Raw genomic sequence first — 17,941 nt, 5'->3', positions numbered from 1 at the left:
CGGGTGGATGAATTCCCAGCCTTTGACAGTGCACGATTTGAAAACCCCCTGTTTCCCCAAACGCCACACCGGCTTCATTGCTTGGTGGCCATAGCGTCTGTGACCCACCCGATCCCATCCCGAACTCGGCCGTGAAACCAGACAGCGCCGATGGTACTATTGCTCAAGCAATGGAAGAGTAGGTCGCCGCCAGGCATTGAAGCCGGTGTCGCGTTTGCCGAAGCACGGAAAACCCATTCACATGTCCCCCGTTCGCCCTACCAAGGGCACCAGCATTGGCGCGGGGTGGAGCAGCCCGGTAGCTCGTCAGGCTCATAACCTGAAGGCCGCAGGTTCAAATCCTGCCCCCGCAACCACCGCTACAGAACACCACACGCCGCCCTCACGGGCGGCGTTGTCGTTTGTGGCATACGCCACCAGATCCGCCACCTTCGCAACCACTTCTGCCTGCGGGCCACGCTCTCCGGCAGGGTAGATTGTCGCATGCTCGAGCGACTGGGCCAACGCTGCGTTCACGGAAGCCCGGTCTGCTGTCGTTGAGACAGCAGGCGGAGATTCGCGACGTTCGCTTCGAACCCTTCCACGAACTCCGTGTGCCGCTCCCGCGCCGATCAACTCGCTGGCGCAAGAGAAAGGGGTGATGCATCGTCGCGCGACAAGGGGAGCATTTCATTCGTGCGAATCGCGGGAAGGTGGAGCGATGTGCAAGTTCCGAATCTGAGCGCGCGCATGGCGACGCGATCAACGTTCCAAAATTGTCGAAGACGATACACCTTTGCCCGGGCCGCAATCGCAGCTGGTTTCACCGCGCTGAGTTCGATCGGCGTCGCGCAAGTGCCGCGTAGCGCAGTGTCGACGAACGACGCGTCGGACTGGCGGCGTCAGCATATCGGTATGACCAACGGCGTTCCGGCAGCCATCCGCGCGATGGTCCAGAGTGCCGACGGGTTCATCTGGATTGCCGCCAGAGACGGCGTGTTCCGGTTCGACGGGGTACGGTTCGAGCGGATTGGCATCGAGCAAACCAAGCGGATGCCATCGGACACCGTCAACTTTCTCTTCGCGGCGCCCGACGGCGCGGTCTGGGCCGGCCATGACTGGGGCGGTGTATCGGTGATCCGAGCCGGCCAACACACCACGGTGTCTGATAGACGCCTGAACTCGATCATCGGCTTCGCGGCAGCCCCGGACGGCGCTTTTTGGGCGGCCAGTGCCAGTGACAAGGGACAGCTCCTGGCGCGCATCGTTGGAACGAAGGTCACCAGGATTCTGCAACTGCCCGGCGATGGCGGGGATTATTTCTGGGACCTGGCGTTTACCAGCGACGGGACGCTTTGGCTGGTGATCGAGACCAAATTGTTTGCGATCGCGCCAGGCGGCAACCACATGACGCTTGTGCGGAACGACGTGTCGGGCTTCGTTCGCTTCTCCAAGGGCGACGGCGCGAACGCGTTACTGCTCGGAGGTGGAAAGCTGTGGCGGCTCATACCGCCGACCCGATCGGCAGGCGCGCGGACAGTTGAAGTCGCGCATGGCATGTCCACGAGCGTAAGTTCGCTGGCGTGGGACGGTCATGGCGAGCTTTGGCAGGCGGATCAAACGGGGAAACTCGTCCGGTTCAGAAAGTCAAGTGACATCGGTGCGGTGGAACGTTGGGTGGCCGACATAACCCTGCGTACCGGCGCCATTGATCCCATCGCCTTGCCACCGCTGCTCAGCGACCGGGAGGGCACCGTTTGGGTAGGGACTGCGACCGGACTCGACCGCTACAGGCGCGTCAACTTCTACCCCTTCCAAGGCCTTTCGAACCAGCCTTCGGCCAACGGATATGGCGACCCCATCGCACTGCCAGATGGTAGCGGGGACATGTGGATCCGTCGGCTCGGCGCGCTCTACAAGGTCGACAAGGCTGGCGGCCTGAAAAGATGGAATGGTCGAGTTCCCCCTAAATTCATGCCTTGCACTGCGTCGGACAAGGGGGTGTGGGTACCCGACGGCAAAGGCAATATCTCGCTGGTAGGAGGCGGCAGGGCCGCCTCCCGCCCGATGGCCGGCCTGAGGTTATTCGGCCAAGACCCCGTTGAGCCGTGTTTTGAGGACATGTCCGGCCAGCTGTGGGTGCATGACTGGGCGTTCATGAAGATCCTGGAAACAAGCGGCCCGCGCGTCGTCGAATTCGGATCGGAAACTGCGAAGATAGGACCCGTCACCATCTCCCACGATGGCCGGGGAGGCATATTCCTATACATCGGCCGCAAAGGGCTGTGGCGCTCCGACGGGAGAAAAAGCGCCGAGGTGCTGACGCGCAATCGCATACCGTTGGGCTTTGTCGAGGCCATGACGTGGACAGCGCCCCACCTCTATATGGGCGGTGACCATGGCCTTGCGCGCTTCGACGGTCGTGAGGTCAGGCTGCTTTCACGGGACCGATTCCCTTTCCTGACCTTCGTCTCGGGAATTGTCCACACCCGAGCCGGGGAGACATGGCTGCAGACCGGTTCGGGCGTGATCCGCATGAAGACCGCCGACGTGGACCGCGCGTTCGCCGATCCCAATGCGCATCTTCACCCGATCGTGTACGATATGGGGGATGGGCTGCCCGGTAGCGCCGCCTTCGCGCCTCCGACCATCACGGGCGACAGCGCCGGACGTATTTACGTCATGACCAATGCCGGACTGGTCACACACGACCCGAAACGTGCTCCCTCGGCGTATGGCCCTCCTTCCGTGGCGATCACCCATGTCCTTGCGGATTCGCGCGACCTTGGTTCCGCAACGGAGGTCCGACTTCCGTTGGGCGCCGTGCGTGTCGCGATCGAATTCGCCGGCCTCAGCTTCGCAGATCCGGCGAAACTGCGTTTCCGCTATCGCATGGACGGCGTCGACAAGGATTGGGTCGACGCCGGCAACGCTCGGACCGCCGTCTACACCGCTCCCCGACCCGGGACGCATGTCTTCCTGGTCGAAGCGGCCTACAATGGCGGGCCATGGAGCCGAGAGGCGCAACGCGTCGCGCTGACCGTTCCGGCACGGTTCTATCAAACATGGACCTTCGTGGCACTGTGCGGCGTCGTCGCCGCCGCGGCGCTCGCGCTCCTGCACAGGCTGAGGCTGCGACAGATCTCAAGTCGGATCCGGACTCGCATTCAGATCCAGCTTTCCGAGCGCGAACGCATTGCGCAGGAGCTTCATGACACGCTTTTGCAGAGTGTGCAGGGACTGCTCATCCGCCTTCACGGACTCTCCCTGCGGCCAGAGCTCGATGGGAAGACGCGCCAAACGTTGAACGAGACAATGAATGACACCGAGAATGCGCTAATCGAGAGCCGCGAGCATGTGGCGGGGCTGAGGCGCGAGAGGATAATCGGGCTGCATCGCCGGATCGAGGAATTTGTCGGCAAGCTCGACCGTGCAGAGGCGCAGACGATCACCGTCAGCGTCGCTGGGCAGGATCGGCTGCTCCAACCCGTGGCGGCCGACGAACTGGAGAGGATCGCCGCGGAAGCGCTGCTCAACGCGGTCAGGCATGCCGGTGCCGGCAGGATCGACGTCGTGCTGGACTATGGGCTCGAGCGGCTGACGCTGACCGTAACCGACGATGGCGGCGGAATCGCACCCGACATTCTGGCCAAGGGAGGGCGCGATGGTCACTTCGGACTCCGGGGCATGCGAGAACGTGCCAAGAGGGTTGGCGGACGCCTGGAGATTCGAAGCACGATCGGTGCAGGAAGCACTGTCGTTACAACCGTTCCGGCATCGACCGCCTATACACAAGCCGCGCGACCCCGATCCTGGTTGCGGACGCTTATCGGTCGCTTTGGTCTCTCCCGAGGTTGAATATATCTGACATTAGTCTTCGCAGGTCGGCTCCGTGACCGGCACCGCAATTCGGAAGACCGTGCCACCCAAAGCACCCGCGTGGGCGTTGATTTCCCCGCCATGGGCGCGAATGATGCTCCTTGACACAGAAAGGCCCATGCCCATCCCGTTTGGCTTTGTGGTGAAGAAGGCTTCGAAAATGCGATCCGGATGCGGTCCTACGCCAGGGCCGGTATCGCGTACCTCGATGATGAGGTCGTCACCGTCCCGTCCCGTGCTGAGCTCGATGGCTCGACGGCCGCTCTGGCCGGCCATGGCCTGAGCTGCGTTCACGACAAGATTGATGATCACCTGCTGAATCTGGGTTCGGTCGGCGACCAGAGGCGGCAGACCGGGCATGAGCCTGGCCGTCAGGCTGACGCCGAGCGTTGCCGCCTGCCGACGGGTGATGTCGATGGACTCGTCGATCATGCGGTTGACGTCGAACGCGGTGCGCGTTGGTGTGCCCTTCATTGCGAACTGGCGGGCGCTATTGATGATCTCGGAGGCGCGGGTGGCTTCGCGCATGATGCGCTGAATGGCGGCTTTGGCTTCCTCGGGGTCCGGTTCGCTGCGATCGAGCCAGCGCAACGAGGCGTTCGCGTTCGCCAATACGGCCGCGAGCGGCTGGCTCACCTCATGCGCGATCGACGCCATGAGCTCGCCGAGCATTGCCACGCGCGCCGCATGTTCGGGAATGGCGTCGTTGTTCGAGCGAAAATCTTCGCCGTCATCAAGGGAAAACGGAGCATCATCCATGCGTATAGGTCCCGTTGACGTGGGCCAGCGGCGCGGCCAGTCCGTGCAAATGGTGAGCGCGCTCGCGAACAATTCCGATACCGCACACGCTGCTTCTTTCAGCATCAACCATGGTGATGGACTTGGCGCCGTGTTGGACGTGGCACTCTGCCACCGCATCCGTGCACACGTCGCTGGTCACGGGTGGACGGCGCATCATCGACATCCTTCAAGCAGGGTTGGCGTGCCGCCTCGGGTCGCTGACAGGCGCCTTCTTCCACAACACGAGGCTAGTCTAGACTTTGGTCGGAGCCGGGCAATTCCCCAGCAGAGGTGCACCCGGCATCCCTCGACAGGGGGATCGACTTCTACCCTTATCCGCGTCAGCCCTGTGCACCGCAGCGCCGATGTTACCGCACGCGTGGCGATTCCCTGACGCATCCGGCTCGGAAGAAGTGCCAAGCACATGATCGAAGACAAACCGATAAGCGTCCTCGTCGCGGACGACCACGCGCTCATTCGTCTGGGTGTGGCGTCCGTGATCGACCTTCAGCCCGACATGGAACTCGTCGGCGAGGCCGAAGACGGCATTGCCGCTGTGGAGGCGTATCGCCGACTGCGCCCGGACTTGGCGCTGATCGACCTGCAGATGCCGAACATGACCGGGCTCGACGCGATCGTCGCGATCCGGGAGGAGTTCCCTTCCGCGCGCCTGATCGTGCTTACTACCTATGCGGGCGACGTGCAGGCGCTGAAGGCGCTCAGGGCGGGCGCCTCGGGCTACTTGCTGAAGAGTACGCTACGGCGCGAACTGCTGGAGGTGATCCGTGCCGTACATGCCGGGCGCTTCCATGTGCCGCCCGACATCGCCAGCGAAATCGGCATGAACGCAATGCGCGAGATGCTCAGCGAGCGGGAGCTGGAGGTGCTGCTGGCAGTGGCCCGCGGCCTCCCCAACAAAGGCGTGGCCCGCGATTTGGGCATCAGCGAGGAAACGGTGAAGGCGCATGTGAAGAGCATCTTCTCGAAGCTCAACGTCGCTGACCGGACAGAGGCAGTTACGGTAGCTGCCCGCCGCGGTATCATCGACCTGACACCCGGTAGCGGCAAGCTCTGACCCGCAGTGCCAACCGTTTTCGGTATTTTTACGACACGAGGTGTATGTTGCTTATCGGGTTTATCATCGCTGCGTTCGTGTACCGTTTCGTGATGCTCGCCGTTTCAGTCCGCAACGAGAAGGCGCTTCGGCGCGACGGCGCTGTAGAATGTGGTGCGCGGAACTCAACGGCGCTGGCGGCGGCGCACGTCGCCTTTTACTTGACGGCCGCGGCAGAGGGTATCGTTCGAAACGATCCCTTCGACGCGGTGTCCGCCATCGGTCTTTGTATCTACCTGTTCGGGGCAGTCATGCTGCTGGTCGTGTCGCGCATGCTCGGGCCGTTGTGGACGGTCAAGCTCCTCGTGGCCCGCAACCATCGCCTCGTCACGAACCGGCTGTTCCGAATGGTGCGTCACCCCAATTACTATCTCAACATACTGCCCGAGCTGATCGGCTTCGCGCTCACGCTGCATGCCTATGGGACGCTGCTGGTCGGCATGGTGGTCTATGCCGTTCCGCTCACGCTCCGCATTCGACTGGAGGAGCAGGTGATGCGAGGGAATTTTGCCGAGTACTGAAGGCGTGCGGAGGCCTGGCGGGTGCGACCTCGACATGGCGCGAAAGCGGTGACCTAGCTCGGCAAGTGGGATCAGTCGCGTCGACTTTTTGGCCACCGCGATCGCATTGCGTCATCGCGCAGGCGAACACCTTCGGTCGGACTGGGCGGTCTCGCATGGAAACCTATGAGATTGCTCGGGTCAGCCTCGCGTATAATTCCGCTGTAGCACGGGCTCGTGCGATCAGGCTTTGTCGGACTGGCGACACCGGGGTAAAAAGGACCGTTAGTTTGACCCATTCACCGCTGATATCGATCGTCGATGACGATGAGGGCATTCGCTCCTCCCTCGACGGATTGATGCGGAGCCTGGGCTATCGGGTAGCCTTGTTCGAAAGCGCTGAAGCCTTTCTGGGTTCGGGGGCCGCCAAGGACAGCCAATGCATCGTCAGCGACGTCCAGATGCCGGGTGGCATGAGCGGGCTGGAGCTGCTGTCCCAGGTCAGGGGCAGCGGCAGCACCGTTCCGGTGATCCTCATCTCGTCGTTCACGGCTCCGGATTCGCGTGAAGCAGCCCAGCGGGCGGGAGCATATTGCACGCTGCGAAAGCCTTTCAACGGCGACGATCTTGTCCATTCCGTCGAGCGCGCCGTGTCCGGCTGACCACTTTCGGTTGTCGCGGCCGCCTTACAAGGGGACGCGCGACGCCAGCTCGCCGCGAACCCAATCGCGTGTCTTATGGAGTGTCGAGCCAGTAGAATGGATGCTCGGCGCCCAGGTGGCGCCGAGTTGCCGGGGGCGCCATCAGACTGCACCGCGGTTTCCGGGCGCAAGCGTGCCGGATCGCCGCGCTCAGCTGTCCAGAAGGTCCATCTCAGGCGCGCTCGCGCCGCCTTGTGCCTGCGAGACGAGGCTGTAGGTGGTCAGCGGGCCGCCGAACTGGGACAGCAGGCCACCTTCGTCGGTGCGGCCGAGGTCGATCGCCGCGAAGCCCATCCTGGTCATCAGCTCGATCACTGCAGCCTTGGAAGCACCCTCGTTGCCGGAGACGAAGAGGACGCGTTTGCCGCCCTTGCCGTCGCTGGGATCGCGGCCGAGCACCTTCGCCCAGTTATGGTTGAAGCCCTTGACGAAGTGCGCGCCCGGTGCGGCTTCGGCGAGCAGCTCGATCGAGGGGCGACCGCCAAGGTCGAGCGGCGAGAAGTCCGAATAGTTGAGTGCGTTCGTAGCATCAACGACGATACGGCCGGTCCAGTCGCCACCCGCCTTCAGCACGTCGAACGCTGCTTCGTACGGCGTTGCGAGAATGACCATGTCGGCGTTGACTGCGTCCTCGATCGCCGCCGGGAGGATGCTCGCGCCCAGCTCCGCTGCCAGCGCTTCGACCGCTGCGGGCCCGCGCGAATTGGTGATGGCGACAGGCGTCGCGATGCGGGCGAACTGCCGCGCCAGGGCGGTGCCGATCGCACCGGATCCGATGATGGCGTACTTCATGGGTCTTCTCCTTCGAAGCGGTGCGCCGGAAGCGTTCGGCCTCCGCGACGCGATGGTCCATGCGCCCGCCTTTGGCACGCGGCCAGTCACCCGTGCGTCGCCCCGATCATACGCGCGTATGCTCGTATCCACGCGGCCGGGAGAGGATAACTGCTGGGCCGCGTGCCGTTGGCCCGACAGCGCGCGCGAGGTCCGCCATGAGGGCGATATGGGATGTGGGGCTCAAAGGGGCTCGACTGCTATGGAGCAACGGTGCGCGGAGCGATCATCCGCAGCCCTGGTCGATGTTTTTCATGACCCCACGGATCGGCTTCGCACCGCTATCGGGGATGCGTCGATCCTGGCGAGCCGCTCGACCTCCGCTGCCTTGGGTGCAACGGTGACGGTGTCGACCCCGCCGGCCGATGCCTTTGGCCTCGCCTATTGGTTGAAGCCGGTCCTTACCCACGAGTTCTGGAACGAGGACGGATTCCGCAATCTGCCCCAGTCGCCGAAAGCGGCGATGACGATTGTCGATCTGCGCGCCGGCGGAAATGTTCGCTATGACGCGGCGGAGTTCGACGCGCTGAACATCTACATCCCGGCCGAGGTGCTTCGGTCGCTTGCCGACCAGATCGGCGCGGCGCAGGTCCAGGACTTGCGTGTCCCCGATCCCTGGCAGACCTTCGATCCGTTCGTGACCGCGCTCGAACCTAGCCTTTTGTACATGCTGGACCAAAAGAACGACGTTGAGCCCCTGGCGGCGCAGCACTTGATGCTCAGCCTGGTCTCCCACCTCGCCCATCGCTATGGCGGCATGCACGCGGCGCCGGCCGCGCTGCGAGGGGCCTTGTCGGGCGCGCGGCTGCGGCACGCGATGGCGCTGCTGGCGGACGATCTGAGCCTGCACATGCCATTGTCGGAAATCGCCCAGCTTTGCCAGCTGTCGCCGAGTTACTTCTCGACGGCGTTCAAGCGCGCCACCGGCAAATCGCCGAGCGCGTGGCTGATGGAGCAACGTCTGGCACGAGCGAAGGATCTTCTCTGCAGGAGCGATGAAAGCCTCATCGACATCGCGCTTCGTTGCGGTTTCGCGGATCAGAGCCACTTCACCCGCTGCTTCACCCGCGCCTTTGGCAGCGCACCCGGCGCCTGGCGTCGGCAACGGCGATAGACGGTCCGTTGACTGCCGCTGCAGAAGCGCGCGCTGCGTCGGCATCCTTCATACGTACGTATGAGCAGCGAAACCCCGCGGCTCATGGCCGGCGGAAGGGGCCGGACGTACCGTTGCTCCTCACCGATCCAGGGAGCCCGCCATGTTCGATCCGAGCTTTTCCAGGCGCGATGTCATCGGCACCGGTGTTGCCCTGACGGCGCTTGCCGGAACCGCAAATGCGGCCTTTCCGGCTGCCGCTTCGAGCGCGGTCACACCGTTCAAGATCCGCATACCCGAAGCCGAGCTTCACGATCTTCGAAGCCGGCTGCAGCGAGCCCGGTGGCCCGACAAGGAACCGGTGGACGACCTCAGCCAGGGCGTGCCGTTGGCGCGCATGCGCGTGCTCACCGATCATTGGCTGCATCGCTACGACTGGCGGAAGGTCGAACGGGAGATCAACGGCTATTCACAGTTCAGGACCGCGATCGACGGAGTCGATATCCATTTCCTGCATATCCGCTCGAAACATGCGGACGCGATGCCGCTGATCATGACGCATGGCTGGCCCGGGTCGATCGTCGAACTGCTCAAGTGCATCGGCCCGCTCACGGATCCGACCGCCCATGGCGGCAATGCATCGGACGCCTTCCACCTGGTGCTGCCGAGCCTGCCCGGCTTCGGCTTTTCGGGGAAGGCGGTCGAGAAGGGGTGGGGCCGCCGGCGTATCGCCCGCGCCTGGGCGACGCTGATGCAGCGGCTGGGCTATGCGCGTTATGTCGCGCAAGGCGGCGACTGGGGATCGATCGTCTCGCAGACCATGGCGCAGATCGCCCCTCCGGGCCTGCTCGCGATCCATGTGAACATGCCGGCTGCCAAGCCGAAGCAATTGCCGGCAAGGCTGGCACCGGACGAACAGATCGCCTTGCAGCAGATCGAGCAGTTCTTCGCCACCGGCTCCGCCTATGCCGCGATGATGTTCACGCGGCCGCAGACGCTGGGCTATGCCCTCGCCGATTCCCCGATCGGGCAGGCGGCATGGATCTACGACAAGTTCCTGGCGTGGACCGACAGCGGCGGTGTGCCGGAACGCGTCCTCACCATGGACGAGATGCTCGACGACATCATGTTCTACTGGCTGACCAACGATTCTGCCTCGTCAGGGCGTATCTATTGGGAGAATCCCGGCTTGAGCTATGACCAGTTCGGCGGGATCGACCTGCCCGTCGCCGTCAGCATCTTTCCGGCCGAAATCTATCAGGCGCCGAGAAGCTGGTGCGAACAGGCGTTTCCCCAGCTCTTTTACTATAACCGGGCGGCCAAGGGCGGCCATTTCGCGGCGTTCGAGCAGTCGCAGATCTTCAGCCAGGAAGTACGCGCGGCCTTTCGCCGGTTTCGCGCGCCTGCGTGAGCATGATCAGGCCTGCTGCAGGAACATCCTCGTGTATCGCACCGCAGTCTTGAAGAAGGACGTACCCCATCGCCTATCGGGCGCGCAGTCCGTTCAGGGCGACGTCGACCACGTCGTGCAGTGCCGCGCGGGCAGCCCCGCTCGCCGCCTGCACCGCCAGGCCCTGGACCAGCGTCGACACGAACCTGGCGACCTTGGCCGGGTCCCCGGGAACGCTCTCGTCACCTGCGGCCTTTGCCTGTTCGATCCGCGCCTGGAGAACGGGTTCGAGCGACAGGCGCCGGCCGGCGAGATCCGCACGGACGTCCGCCGCCTTGTCGCTGCACGTCAATGCGCCCTGGACGAACAGGCATCCGCCGGGCCGGGACGGATCGGTGTCCGCATCCGCCGTATCCCGCAGGAGCGCCTCGATCGCCTCGAACGCCGTCGGTCGCGCCAGCGCTTCTGCGACGATCGCGCTGCCGCGTTGCGCATAGAGATCGATCACGCGCTGGAACAGCTGCTCCTTGCTGCCGAAGGCGGCGTAGAAGCTCGGCGGCTTGATGCCCATCGCCGCGATCAGCTCGCCGAACGTCGCGCCCTCATAGCCCTTGGCCATGAAGATCGGGAGCACGGCGGCAACCGCCTGCTCGGTGTCGAAACTGCGGGGCCTGCCCATCGTCATGTGCGTCTCTGCATTTATCTAGTCGCATCTACATAATGCGCTTGACACCCCATGTCCACCGCAACATATGTAGTCACAACTACACAACTGGAAGGAACCTCCCATGAGCCTGCCCCTTGAAGGAAAAGTCGCCGTCGTCACCGGCGGATCGCGCGGCATCGGTGCTGCGATCGTCGAGCGACTGGCGAGAGACGGCGCCGATGTGGCGTTCAGCTATTCCAACTCGAAGGAGCGGGCGGACCAGATCGTCGCCAAGGTAGAAGCGCATGGCCGCAAGGCGCTGGCGGTGAAGGCCGACCAGGCGGTGGCGGTCGAGGTGCAGGACTTCGTGCGGACGGCACATGCGACGTTCGGGCGGCTCGACATCCTGGTCAATTCGGCCGGCGTCTTCATTACCGGCCATGTCGCGGACGAAGCGGCGGACCTCGCCGCGTTCGACCGCCAGATCGACATCAACGTCAAGGGTGTGGTGACGGCAGTTCGGACGGCAGCGCCGCTGCTCAGCGATGGCGGCCGGATCGTCTCGATCGGGACGACCGGCGCCGACCGTATCCCGTTCCCGGGCGTCGGCGACTATATCGCGACCAAGGCGGCGGTACAGGCCTATACCCGCGGCTGGTCGCGGGATCTGGGCGCGCGCAACATCACCGTCAACGTCGTGCAGCCCGGCGCCATCAACACCGAGATGAACCCCGAGGATGCCGGTCATGCCGATGCGCTGCGCTCGCTCACGTCGCTCGGGCGTTATGGGCAACCTGAGGAGGTCGCGGGAGCCGTGGCATTCCTCGTCGGGCCCGACGCCGCCTACATCACCGGCGCCACGCTGAACGTCGATGGCGGCCAGATCGCCTGATACCGTCGAAGGACAAGGGTGGGCCACGCCCATCCTTGCAGGCAAGGGAAAAGTTAACATGGCCAAAGTCATCCGCATCCATGAAACGGGTGGACCAGAGGTGCTGCGCGTCGAAACCGAGCAAGTGGGAGCGCCCGGCCGTGGCGAGGTCCGCCTCCGCCAGGAGGCGGTGGGGATCAACGCCGTCGACGCTCTGGTGCGTCAGGGCCTCTATCCCATGCCGCTGCCCGCCATTCCGGGCTTTGAGGCGGCTGGCGTGATCGACGCCGTCGGGGAAGGCGTGTCGGACTTCGCGCCCGGCGACCGCGTCGCCTATTTCTTCGCGGAGGGCGGCTATGCGACGGAGAAGCGTACCTCCATCGCGCCGCTCGTCCGTCTTCCTGACGATATCAGCACCGAGACGGCGGGCGCCTTTCTCGCCAAGGGACTGACGGCATGGATGGGCCTGCGGGCGCTTTCTTCGGTCAAGTCCGGAGACAAGGTTCTCGTTCTCGGCGCGTCGGGCAGCGTCGGCTCGATCCTATCCCGCTGGGCGAAGGCATTGGGCGCCGAGGTCATCGGGGTCGCCGGCTCGGCGAGCAAGCTGGACAAGGTCCGCGCCGGCGCCACGCACGCGCTGCTCGCAACGGACCCGGACGCCGCCGGCAAGATCCGGGACATCGCGCCCGACGGCGTGGATGTGGTCTACGACTTTGTCGGGGCGGCGACGTTCGGGCTTGCGGCCGCAGCCATTCGCGACGGCGGCACCATCGCGGCGATCGGGCAGGCATCGGGCCAGCCAGCCGGCGCGGCGGACCTGGCGCAGCGCGGGGTGGTGATCCGAGGGGGCGGCACGCCGCAATATGTCAACGGCCAGACCGTGACGACGGCGACGGAAGCGCTCTGGGACGTCATCCGATCGGGCATCTTGGCGGACCTGCCCATCGTTCGATACCCCTTTGACGAGATCGCCCGTGCGCATGCCGATCTGGCCGCGCGACGACTGGAGGGTATCCCCGTCGCGATCGTCTGAAGCCGAAGGCCGCTCGACCGACCACCTCGTCGAGCGGCCTGCTCCCGCAGCGCGTCAGAACCGGAAGTTGGCGGCAGCGCCCAGCATCCGGATCGACTTGGCCGGGCCGGTTTCGCGGATGAAGGCCCCCGGCGCGAAGGTGCTGAGCTGCGTGGAAAGGTTGAGCTCGCGCGTCGCCTGCCAGGCGATGGCGAGCTCGAGCTGCTTGCCGATGAAGCGCGCGGAGGCGTCGCGGCCGCTGCGCACCAGGAAGCCCGGGATGTTGTAGATGCCGTCGCCTTTGCTTTCGCGCCAATAGGCGACCCCGGTCAGCGAGAGCGCCACGTTCGCCGCCGGATGCACGGTCGTCGAGGGGCGCAGGTGGATCAGGTTGCGCGGGCCGACCGGCGTCAGCGCGCCGAAATATTTGCCGCGCGGGAACATCGGGTTGAACGTGCCGAGAACATGGTCGTTCGGATTCCTGTCGCCCGAGATGACATCCGACAGCAGCGCGACTTCCGGCTTCCACGGCAGGGCAGGGAAGCGCCTGCCGACTTCTCCCCCTGCACCCCAGGCCCGCACCGGCATGCCGGCAAAGCTTCCCCGCTGCAGCACGCCCTCGACATTCCAGTACCAGCGGCCGGTATCGCCGAACAGGCGAGTGCCAATGGTGTGCGCAACCTCGCGCCCGAGCCCCTGGTCGAACACGGCATGGCGATCGCGATAGCCGAGATAATAGACGTCGACCCCCTGCGCGCGATCGCTCCCGAACCAGCGCGTCGCATAGGCGCCCCAAGCGGAGCGATCGGATTCGGTGCGGTCGTTGAAATTCCCCGGCATCGTCGAAACCGGGCGCAGATAGAGCAGCGTTACCTGCGATCGCCCCCGGTTGGCAGTTGCCTGCACGCCGTCGAAGGGCAGGGGAACGCCCGGTCCGTAGCGCGTATCGATGAAGCGCCCGGCGCCGAGGCTGAGCAGACGGCGCCCGGCCGCCACCTTCAATACCGTGTCCTTCGCCACGTCGATCTCGACTTCGCCGAACGCCTGGGTGACGTCGATTCCGGTCGTGTCGACCGGCCGTTTAGGGGCATCGGCGCCCGAGATGGTCGAGAGGATCGGCTGGGCGAAAAGCCGGACCTTGCCGACATGCAGGTCGGCATAGGGCATCAGCCGGTGCCAGACATAGCCCTGGTCCGGCGACGCCCCCCAATTGGTGTTCCGATAGCCTTCATAGCGCGACCGGGCTTCGATGCCGGTCGTAAGATAGGCACCGTCATCGTCGCCAAGCGGGATATATTTGGCCCCTTCGGTCCAATGTCCCGTCCGCTTTGCCGGGTCGGCGAGCACGGCCCAATCCTCGTCATAGCGCTCGATCGTCAGCGTTGGTGCCCGTGACGCGTCGGTGGTCTGCGCCGCCGCGGGAACAGCAGCGTAAAGCGCGAGCGCGGCAGCGCCGAGCGATTGCGCGCACCGGTACTGAGCGGCCAAAGTGGTCATGCCATGGAGCGCATTCACAGGGGAGATCGGGCGAGCAGACGCGGGCGCGGATCCCTTCATCGGTAGATCGGCACGTTCCCGCCGGTGGTCCGGCGGTCGCCCGCCTGCTGCAGCTTCGCGCCCAGTTCGGCGATGCGCGCCTCGCCGCGGGCAAGCGCCTCGGCGGTCGTGTGCACCGAATAATAGCCGAGGTGCAGCGGATGCGCGTGCGGCTTTGACGAGGCGATCACGAACGTCGCGCCTTCCGCTCCCGCGGTCACTGCGATCGGCGCCGCCCCGTCCTCGAAGATCGCGATCTCTCCGGGCAGGATGGGCCGGCCGGCATCGACGCTGCCCTTCGCCACGGCGATCCACCCGACTTGATGGTCCTCGGGCGGCGCGTAGGACCAGGGCTCGCCTGCTACGAGACGGACGAGAAGATAGTTCATCCCCTCGGGCGCGCGTACCGGGCTGGTGGCACCTGCATGGCTTCCGAGGATCAGCGTCGCCGGCCCCACGCGCGGCATCTGCGCGGCTTCGATATACTGGCTCTCGACCGGCCCGTTCTCCAGTTCCGGCGGAAGCGCGACCCAGAGCTGGAACCCCTGGATCCGCGGCGACTGACCCGCCGACAATTCCTTGCCGTGCCAGACGCCGCCACCTGCGCGCATCCATTCGACTGCGCCGAAGGCAAGCGTGCCCGTGCCCGCGCCCGGATCGTCGAAGCGGACATCGCCCTCGGTGAATACCGTCACCGTCGCGATGCCGGAATGGGGATGGATCGGCATCGCTTGCTGCATCAGGCGCATGTCGCCGGCGAAGAGGTCGAGGAAGACGAAGGGCTTCAGATGCTCGCCCAGGTCCGACGGGCTCATCAGCCGCAGGATGTCGCCGTGGCCGCGGCCTTTGGCGACATGGACCACCGCGCGCCGTTCGCCGGCCTCGGGAGCGTTCGAAGGTTCAAGCATGGTGTTTCTCACAGGATAGGAGGGGCGCGGCGATGGCGGTCAGGCGGTCAGGCGGTCGGGACCGGCGTGTTGAGGAGCTGCTGCTCCCAAAGATAGGCGATGCCGCTGCCGCCGCTGTGCTGCTTCACGACGTCGGTGAGGGCGACGACATGCTCGGTGCGCGCCCAGTCACGCTGCCACTCGCTGGCGACCGAGAGCCAGGTCATCACGTTCGCGCCTGCCGCGATCATCCGCTGGATGCCCACCTGGTGCGCCTCTACGGAGACGCCGCCCGATGCGTCGGTCACCACCGTCACGTCCCAGCCCTCGCCCAGCGCCTGGATGGTCGGCATCGCGACGCACACTTCTGTCCACAGCCCGGCAAGGATCAGCTGCTTGCGGCCGGTGGCTTCCACCGCATCGACTACCCCCCGGTCTTCCCAGGTATTGATCAGGGTACGATCGATGACCTGCTGGTCGGGAAAGACGTCGGTGATCTGCGGGAAGATCTTGCCGCCGCGTTCGACGACGACGCTGGTCAGGATGGTCGGCACGCCGAACACCTTCGCCGCCTTGGCGAGGCCAGCCGCATTGTTGACGACCATCGTCGGCTCGTGGCTGTTCACGTTCGCCAGCTGGAACGGTTGATGGTCGATCAGGACCAGGACCGAATCCTCGGGGCGGAGCAGTGAAGAAAGTCCGTTGCGGGCCATGGCAGTATCCTCATTCACGTTTCTAATGAGAGGCTTACTGGCATTGGAACCGGCTGGCGTCCTTTGTACCTCGGGTAATTGCCGTCATACCCAGGCATGAGCCGCCCGCTCAGGCGGGCGGGGCGTCGAAGAAGAAATAATGCTCGATCAGCTTGCCGTCGGCGATCTTCGCGGCATCGGCGCCGCTGACGATCACCTTGTCCGGCGTGCCACCCTGCCACCGCGCGAGGGCGACGCCGTGATGCCCCAGCGTCGGGACGGTCTCTTCGAAGCGGAAGCCTTCGGGCATGTCGCGCAGCACGCCGGCGACGACATCCGAAATCGCCTGGTGGCCCGTCACTTGCCGCGTAGGCTCGAAGATCGTCGCGTCCGGATGGTAGATGTCGGCGATGGCCGCGAGGCGTACAGCGTCGTCGCGCTCGTTCCAGACGCGGGCGATGCTGGCGTTGAGAAGCGTGACCTCGAGCGGCTCGGACATGGTGACTTGCCTTTTCTGATGACGGGCCGTCGGCACTGCCGACGCTAGTTACTGCAGCGCACTACCCTATCCGTGCGACTTCGACGCTCAACTCATACACGAGGATGAGCCGCTTACCTCGGCGTAGAATGGGAAGGATCGGCAAAGGCGCGCACCAACGGCAATCGCCGGAGGAAAAGATGGAAAAGCCTGCAATCGAAAGTTCGACGAACGGCACGTCGCGCCGCGCCGCGTTGCGTGGCGCGTTCGGCAGCGTGGCTGCGGCCGCGTTCGGGAGTGCCGTCCTGCACGGTCCGGATGCGTTTGCAGCCGCGCCTATGCCGCCCGCGGACGAGGACATCACGCCTTTCAAGGTCGCGGTGCCGCAGGTCGCCATCGACGATTTGCATCTGCGTCTTCGCATGACCCGCTACCCCGATCGGGAGACGGTGCCCGGCTGGAGCCAAGGCGTCCCGCTGGAGCAGGCAACCCGTCTGGTACGCCATTGGCGCGAACGCTATGACTGGCGCCGCTTCGAGCAGCGGCTGAACGCCTTCCCGCAATATCGCACGCAGATCGACGGGCTCGGCATCCACTTCCTCCACGCCCGCTCGAAGCACGAAGATGCGTTGCCGATCATCCTGACGCATGGCTGGCCGGGCTCGATCGTCGAATTCCTGAAGGTCATCGCGCCGTTGTCCGACCCGACGAACCATGGCGGGCGCGCGGAAGACGCGTTTCACGTCGTCATTCCCTCGCTGCCGGGCTTCGGATGGTCAGACAAGCCGACGCAGACCGGCTGGAATGTCGATCGCACCGCTGCTGCCTGGGGCGTGCTGATGCGGCGGCTGGGCTATCGCAAATGGGTCGCCCAGGGCGGTGACTGGGGCTCGGGCGTGACCCATGCGCTGGGACGCAATCCCCCGGAAGGGCTGGTGGCTGCGCACGTCAACTGGCCCTTCGTCTTCCCCGCCAAGTTTCCGGAAAAGCCGAGCGACAGCGAGGCGGCGGCGATGGCCGCCGCTGCCCGGTTCGTCGCCGATCAATCGGGATATTACAAGGAACAGGCCACGCGGCCGCAAACGATCGGCTATGGCCTGGCGGACTCCCCGGTCGGGCAGGCCACCTGGATCTACGAGAAATTCCAGGCCTGGACGGACAATCGCGGCGCGCCCGAGGATGCGCTGACGATGGACGAGATGCTGGATAACATCTCTCTTTACTGGTTCACCGATACGGCGGCCTCGTCCGCGCGCATCTATTGGGAGAATGCGACCCACAGCTATGATGGCGGTCGCATCACCCTGCCGATGGCCGCGACGATCTTCCCGAAGGACATCTATCGCGCGCCCAAGGCCTGGGCGCAGGAACACTGGCCGAACCTGTTCTACTGGAACGAGGTAGACCGCGGCGGCCACTTCGCCGCATTCGAGCAACCGCAGCTGTTCACGGCGGAATTGCGGAGCGCGTTCAGGAGCATCCGCGAGAAGGCGTGAGGTCGCGCTGAACGCGCGTGGCATCGACCCGTGTCCCCGCGTCAGGTCCGTCAGCC

General features: G+C 64.9%; 16 protein-coding genes, 1 tRNA gene and 1 rRNA gene. 11 read left to right on the top strand and 7 right to left on the bottom strand.

Annotated elements, in window-relative coordinates; all coding sequences use genetic code 11:
- Window positions 1-80 precede the first annotated feature (80 nt).
- The 3 genes from rrf to BM009_RS21870 all read left to right on the top strand — a co-directional run bounded on the left by rrf (window position 81) and on the right by BM009_RS21870 (window position 3,837).
- A 5S ribosomal RNA gene (gene rrf, locus BM009_RS21880) occupies window positions 81-195 on the top strand.
- Window positions 196-279: 84 nt separating this feature from the next.
- A tRNA-Met gene (locus BM009_RS21875) sits at window positions 280-356 on the top strand.
- Window positions 357-702: 346 nt separating this feature from the next.
- A complete protein-coding gene (locus BM009_RS21870) occupies window positions 703-3,837 on the top strand; it encodes a sensor histidine kinase (RefSeq protein WP_139216715.1) in 3,135 nt (1,044 codons plus the stop codon).
- Window positions 3,838-3,849: 12 nt separating this feature from the next.
- On the opposite strand, the gene BM009_RS21865 is transcribed toward BM009_RS21870, so the two are convergent.
- On the bottom strand, window positions 3,850-4,617 hold the full coding sequence (locus tag BM009_RS21865; RefSeq protein WP_175488171.1) for a sensor histidine kinase: 768 nt from the start codon (window positions 4,615-4,617) through the stop codon (window positions 3,850-3,852).
- Between the two features lie 445 nt (window positions 4,618-5,062).
- On the opposite strand from BM009_RS21865, the gene BM009_RS21860 reads away from it, so the two are divergent.
- The 3 genes from BM009_RS21860 to BM009_RS21850 all read left to right on the top strand — a co-directional run bounded on the left by BM009_RS21860 (window position 5,063) and on the right by BM009_RS21850 (window position 6,914).
- A complete protein-coding gene (locus tag BM009_RS21860) occupies window positions 5,063-5,713 on the top strand; it encodes a response regulator (protein ID WP_093299746.1) in 651 nt (216 codons plus the stop codon).
- 44 nt (window positions 5,714-5,757) lie between these two features.
- Window positions 5,758-6,273: an isoprenylcysteine carboxylmethyltransferase family protein gene (locus BM009_RS21855; RefSeq protein WP_093299744.1), complete on the top strand. Its 516-nt coding sequence runs from the start codon at window positions 5,758-5,760 to the stop codon at window positions 6,271-6,273.
- Window positions 6,274-6,542: 269 nt separating this feature from the next.
- On the top strand, window positions 6,543-6,914 hold the full coding sequence (locus tag BM009_RS21850) for a response regulator transcription factor (RefSeq protein WP_175488170.1): 372 nt from the start codon (window positions 6,543-6,545) through the stop codon (window positions 6,912-6,914).
- A 189-nt stretch (window positions 6,915-7,103) separates the two neighbouring features.
- On the opposite strand, the gene BM009_RS21845 is transcribed toward BM009_RS21850, so the two are convergent.
- Complete coding sequence (locus tag BM009_RS21845; protein ID WP_093299739.1) at window positions 7,104-7,745, bottom strand: NADPH-dependent F420 reductase; 642 nt, start codon at window positions 7,743-7,745, stop codon at window positions 7,104-7,106.
- A 241-nt stretch (window positions 7,746-7,986) separates the two neighbouring features.
- Here BM009_RS21845 and BM009_RS21840 point away from each other — a divergent pair, with 241 nt between their 5' ends.
- Window positions 7,987-8,898 (top strand): helix-turn-helix domain-containing protein, encoded by a 912-nt coding sequence (locus tag BM009_RS21840; protein ID WP_175488169.1) that lies wholly within the window; start codon window positions 7,987-7,989, stop codon window positions 8,896-8,898.
- A gap of 142 nt (window positions 8,899-9,040) precedes the next feature.
- Complete coding sequence (locus BM009_RS21835; protein ID WP_093299736.1) at window positions 9,041-10,288, top strand: epoxide hydrolase family protein; 1,248 nt, start codon at window positions 9,041-9,043, stop codon at window positions 10,286-10,288.
- A gap of 73 nt (window positions 10,289-10,361) precedes the next feature.
- Here the strand turns inward: BM009_RS21835 and BM009_RS21830 are convergent, their stop codons facing one another.
- Window positions 10,362-10,952 (bottom strand): TetR/AcrR family transcriptional regulator, encoded by a 591-nt coding sequence (locus BM009_RS21830; protein ID WP_093299734.1) that lies wholly within the window; start codon window positions 10,950-10,952, stop codon window positions 10,362-10,364.
- Window positions 10,953-11,055: 103 nt separating this feature from the next.
- Here BM009_RS21830 and BM009_RS21825 point away from each other — a divergent pair, with 103 nt between their 5' ends.
- Both BM009_RS21825 and BM009_RS21820 read left to right on the top strand, forming a co-directional pair.
- Window positions 11,056-11,805 (top strand): SDR family oxidoreductase, encoded by a 750-nt coding sequence (locus tag BM009_RS21825; RefSeq protein WP_093299731.1) that lies wholly within the window; start codon window positions 11,056-11,058, stop codon window positions 11,803-11,805.
- A gap of 58 nt (window positions 11,806-11,863) precedes the next feature.
- Window positions 11,864-12,817, top strand: coding sequence for a zinc-binding dehydrogenase (locus BM009_RS21820; RefSeq protein ID WP_093299728.1), 954 nt, complete (start codon window positions 11,864-11,866; stop codon window positions 12,815-12,817).
- A gap of 54 nt (window positions 12,818-12,871) precedes the next feature.
- Here the strand turns inward: BM009_RS21820 and BM009_RS21815 are convergent, their stop codons facing one another.
- The 4 genes from BM009_RS21815 to BM009_RS21800 form a co-directional block, all read right to left on the bottom strand.
- Window positions 12,872-14,293: an alginate export family protein gene (locus BM009_RS21815; RefSeq protein WP_093299758.1), complete on the bottom strand. Its 1,422-nt coding sequence runs from the start codon at window positions 14,291-14,293 to the stop codon at window positions 12,872-12,874.
- Window positions 14,294-14,349: 56 nt separating this feature from the next.
- Window positions 14,350-15,240, bottom strand: a complete 891-nt coding sequence (locus tag BM009_RS21810; protein WP_093299726.1) for a pirin family protein — start codon at window positions 15,238-15,240, stop codon at window positions 14,350-14,352.
- Window positions 15,241-15,287: 47 nt separating this feature from the next.
- A complete protein-coding gene (locus BM009_RS21805) occupies window positions 15,288-15,932 on the bottom strand; it encodes a hydrolase (RefSeq protein ID WP_093299723.1) in 645 nt (214 codons plus the stop codon).
- 109 nt (window positions 15,933-16,041) lie between these two features.
- Window positions 16,042-16,410: a nuclear transport factor 2 family protein gene (locus BM009_RS21800; RefSeq protein ID WP_093299721.1), complete on the bottom strand. Its 369-nt coding sequence runs from the start codon at window positions 16,408-16,410 to the stop codon at window positions 16,042-16,044.
- A gap of 179 nt (window positions 16,411-16,589) precedes the next feature.
- Between BM009_RS21800 and BM009_RS21795 the strand changes: the two genes are divergently transcribed.
- Window positions 16,590-17,885: an epoxide hydrolase family protein gene (locus BM009_RS21795; protein WP_093299755.1), complete on the top strand. Its 1,296-nt coding sequence runs from the start codon at window positions 16,590-16,592 to the stop codon at window positions 17,883-17,885.
- Window positions 17,886-17,941 lie beyond the last annotated feature (56 nt).

It is taken from the genome of Sphingomonas sp. NFR04 (assembly GCF_900114095.1).
Taxonomy (GTDB): Bacteria; Pseudomonadota; Alphaproteobacteria; order Sphingomonadales; family Sphingomonadaceae; genus Sphingomonas.
This window is presented reverse-complemented; position numbering and strand designations above follow the sequence as displayed.

Coding starts and splice junctions, on each gene's coding strand:
- BM009_RS21865 (WP_175488171.1), bottom strand. CDS start 4,617: ATGGATGATGCTCCGTTTTCCCTTGATGACGGCGAAGATTTTCGCTCG.
- BM009_RS21860 (WP_093299746.1), top strand. CDS start 5,063: ATGATCGAAGACAAACCGATAAGCGTCCTCGTCGCGGACGACCACGCG.
- BM009_RS21855 (WP_093299744.1), top strand. CDS start 5,758: ATGTTGCTTATCGGGTTTATCATCGCTGCGTTCGTGTACCGTTTCGTG.
- BM009_RS21845 (WP_093299739.1), bottom strand. CDS start 7,745: ATGAAGTACGCCATCATCGGATCCGGTGCGATCGGCACCGCCCTGGCG.
- BM009_RS21840 (WP_175488169.1), top strand. CDS start 7,987: ATGGAGCAACGGTGCGCGGAGCGATCATCCGCAGCCCTGGTCGATGTT.
- BM009_RS21835 (WP_093299736.1), top strand. CDS start 9,041: ATGTTCGATCCGAGCTTTTCCAGGCGCGATGTCATCGGCACCGGTGTT.
- BM009_RS21830 (WP_093299734.1), bottom strand. CDS start 10,952: ATGACGATGGGCAGGCCCCGCAGTTTCGACACCGAGCAGGCGGTTGCC.
- BM009_RS21825 (WP_093299731.1), top strand. CDS start 11,056: ATGAGCCTGCCCCTTGAAGGAAAAGTCGCCGTCGTCACCGGCGGATCG.
- BM009_RS21820 (WP_093299728.1), top strand. CDS start 11,864: ATGGCCAAAGTCATCCGCATCCATGAAACGGGTGGACCAGAGGTGCTG.
- BM009_RS21815 (WP_093299758.1), bottom strand. CDS start 14,293: ATGACCACTTTGGCCGCTCAGTACCGGTGCGCGCAATCGCTCGGCGCT.
- BM009_RS21810 (WP_093299726.1), bottom strand. CDS start 15,240: ATGCTTGAACCTTCGAACGCTCCCGAGGCCGGCGAACGGCGCGCGGTG.
- BM009_RS21805 (WP_093299723.1), bottom strand. CDS start 15,932: ATGGCCCGCAACGGACTTTCTTCACTGCTCCGCCCCGAGGATTCGGTC.
- BM009_RS21800 (WP_093299721.1), bottom strand. CDS start 16,410: ATGTCCGAGCCGCTCGAGGTCACGCTTCTCAACGCCAGCATCGCCCGC.
- BM009_RS21795 (WP_093299755.1), top strand. CDS start 16,590: ATGGAAAAGCCTGCAATCGAAAGTTCGACGAACGGCACGTCGCGCCGC.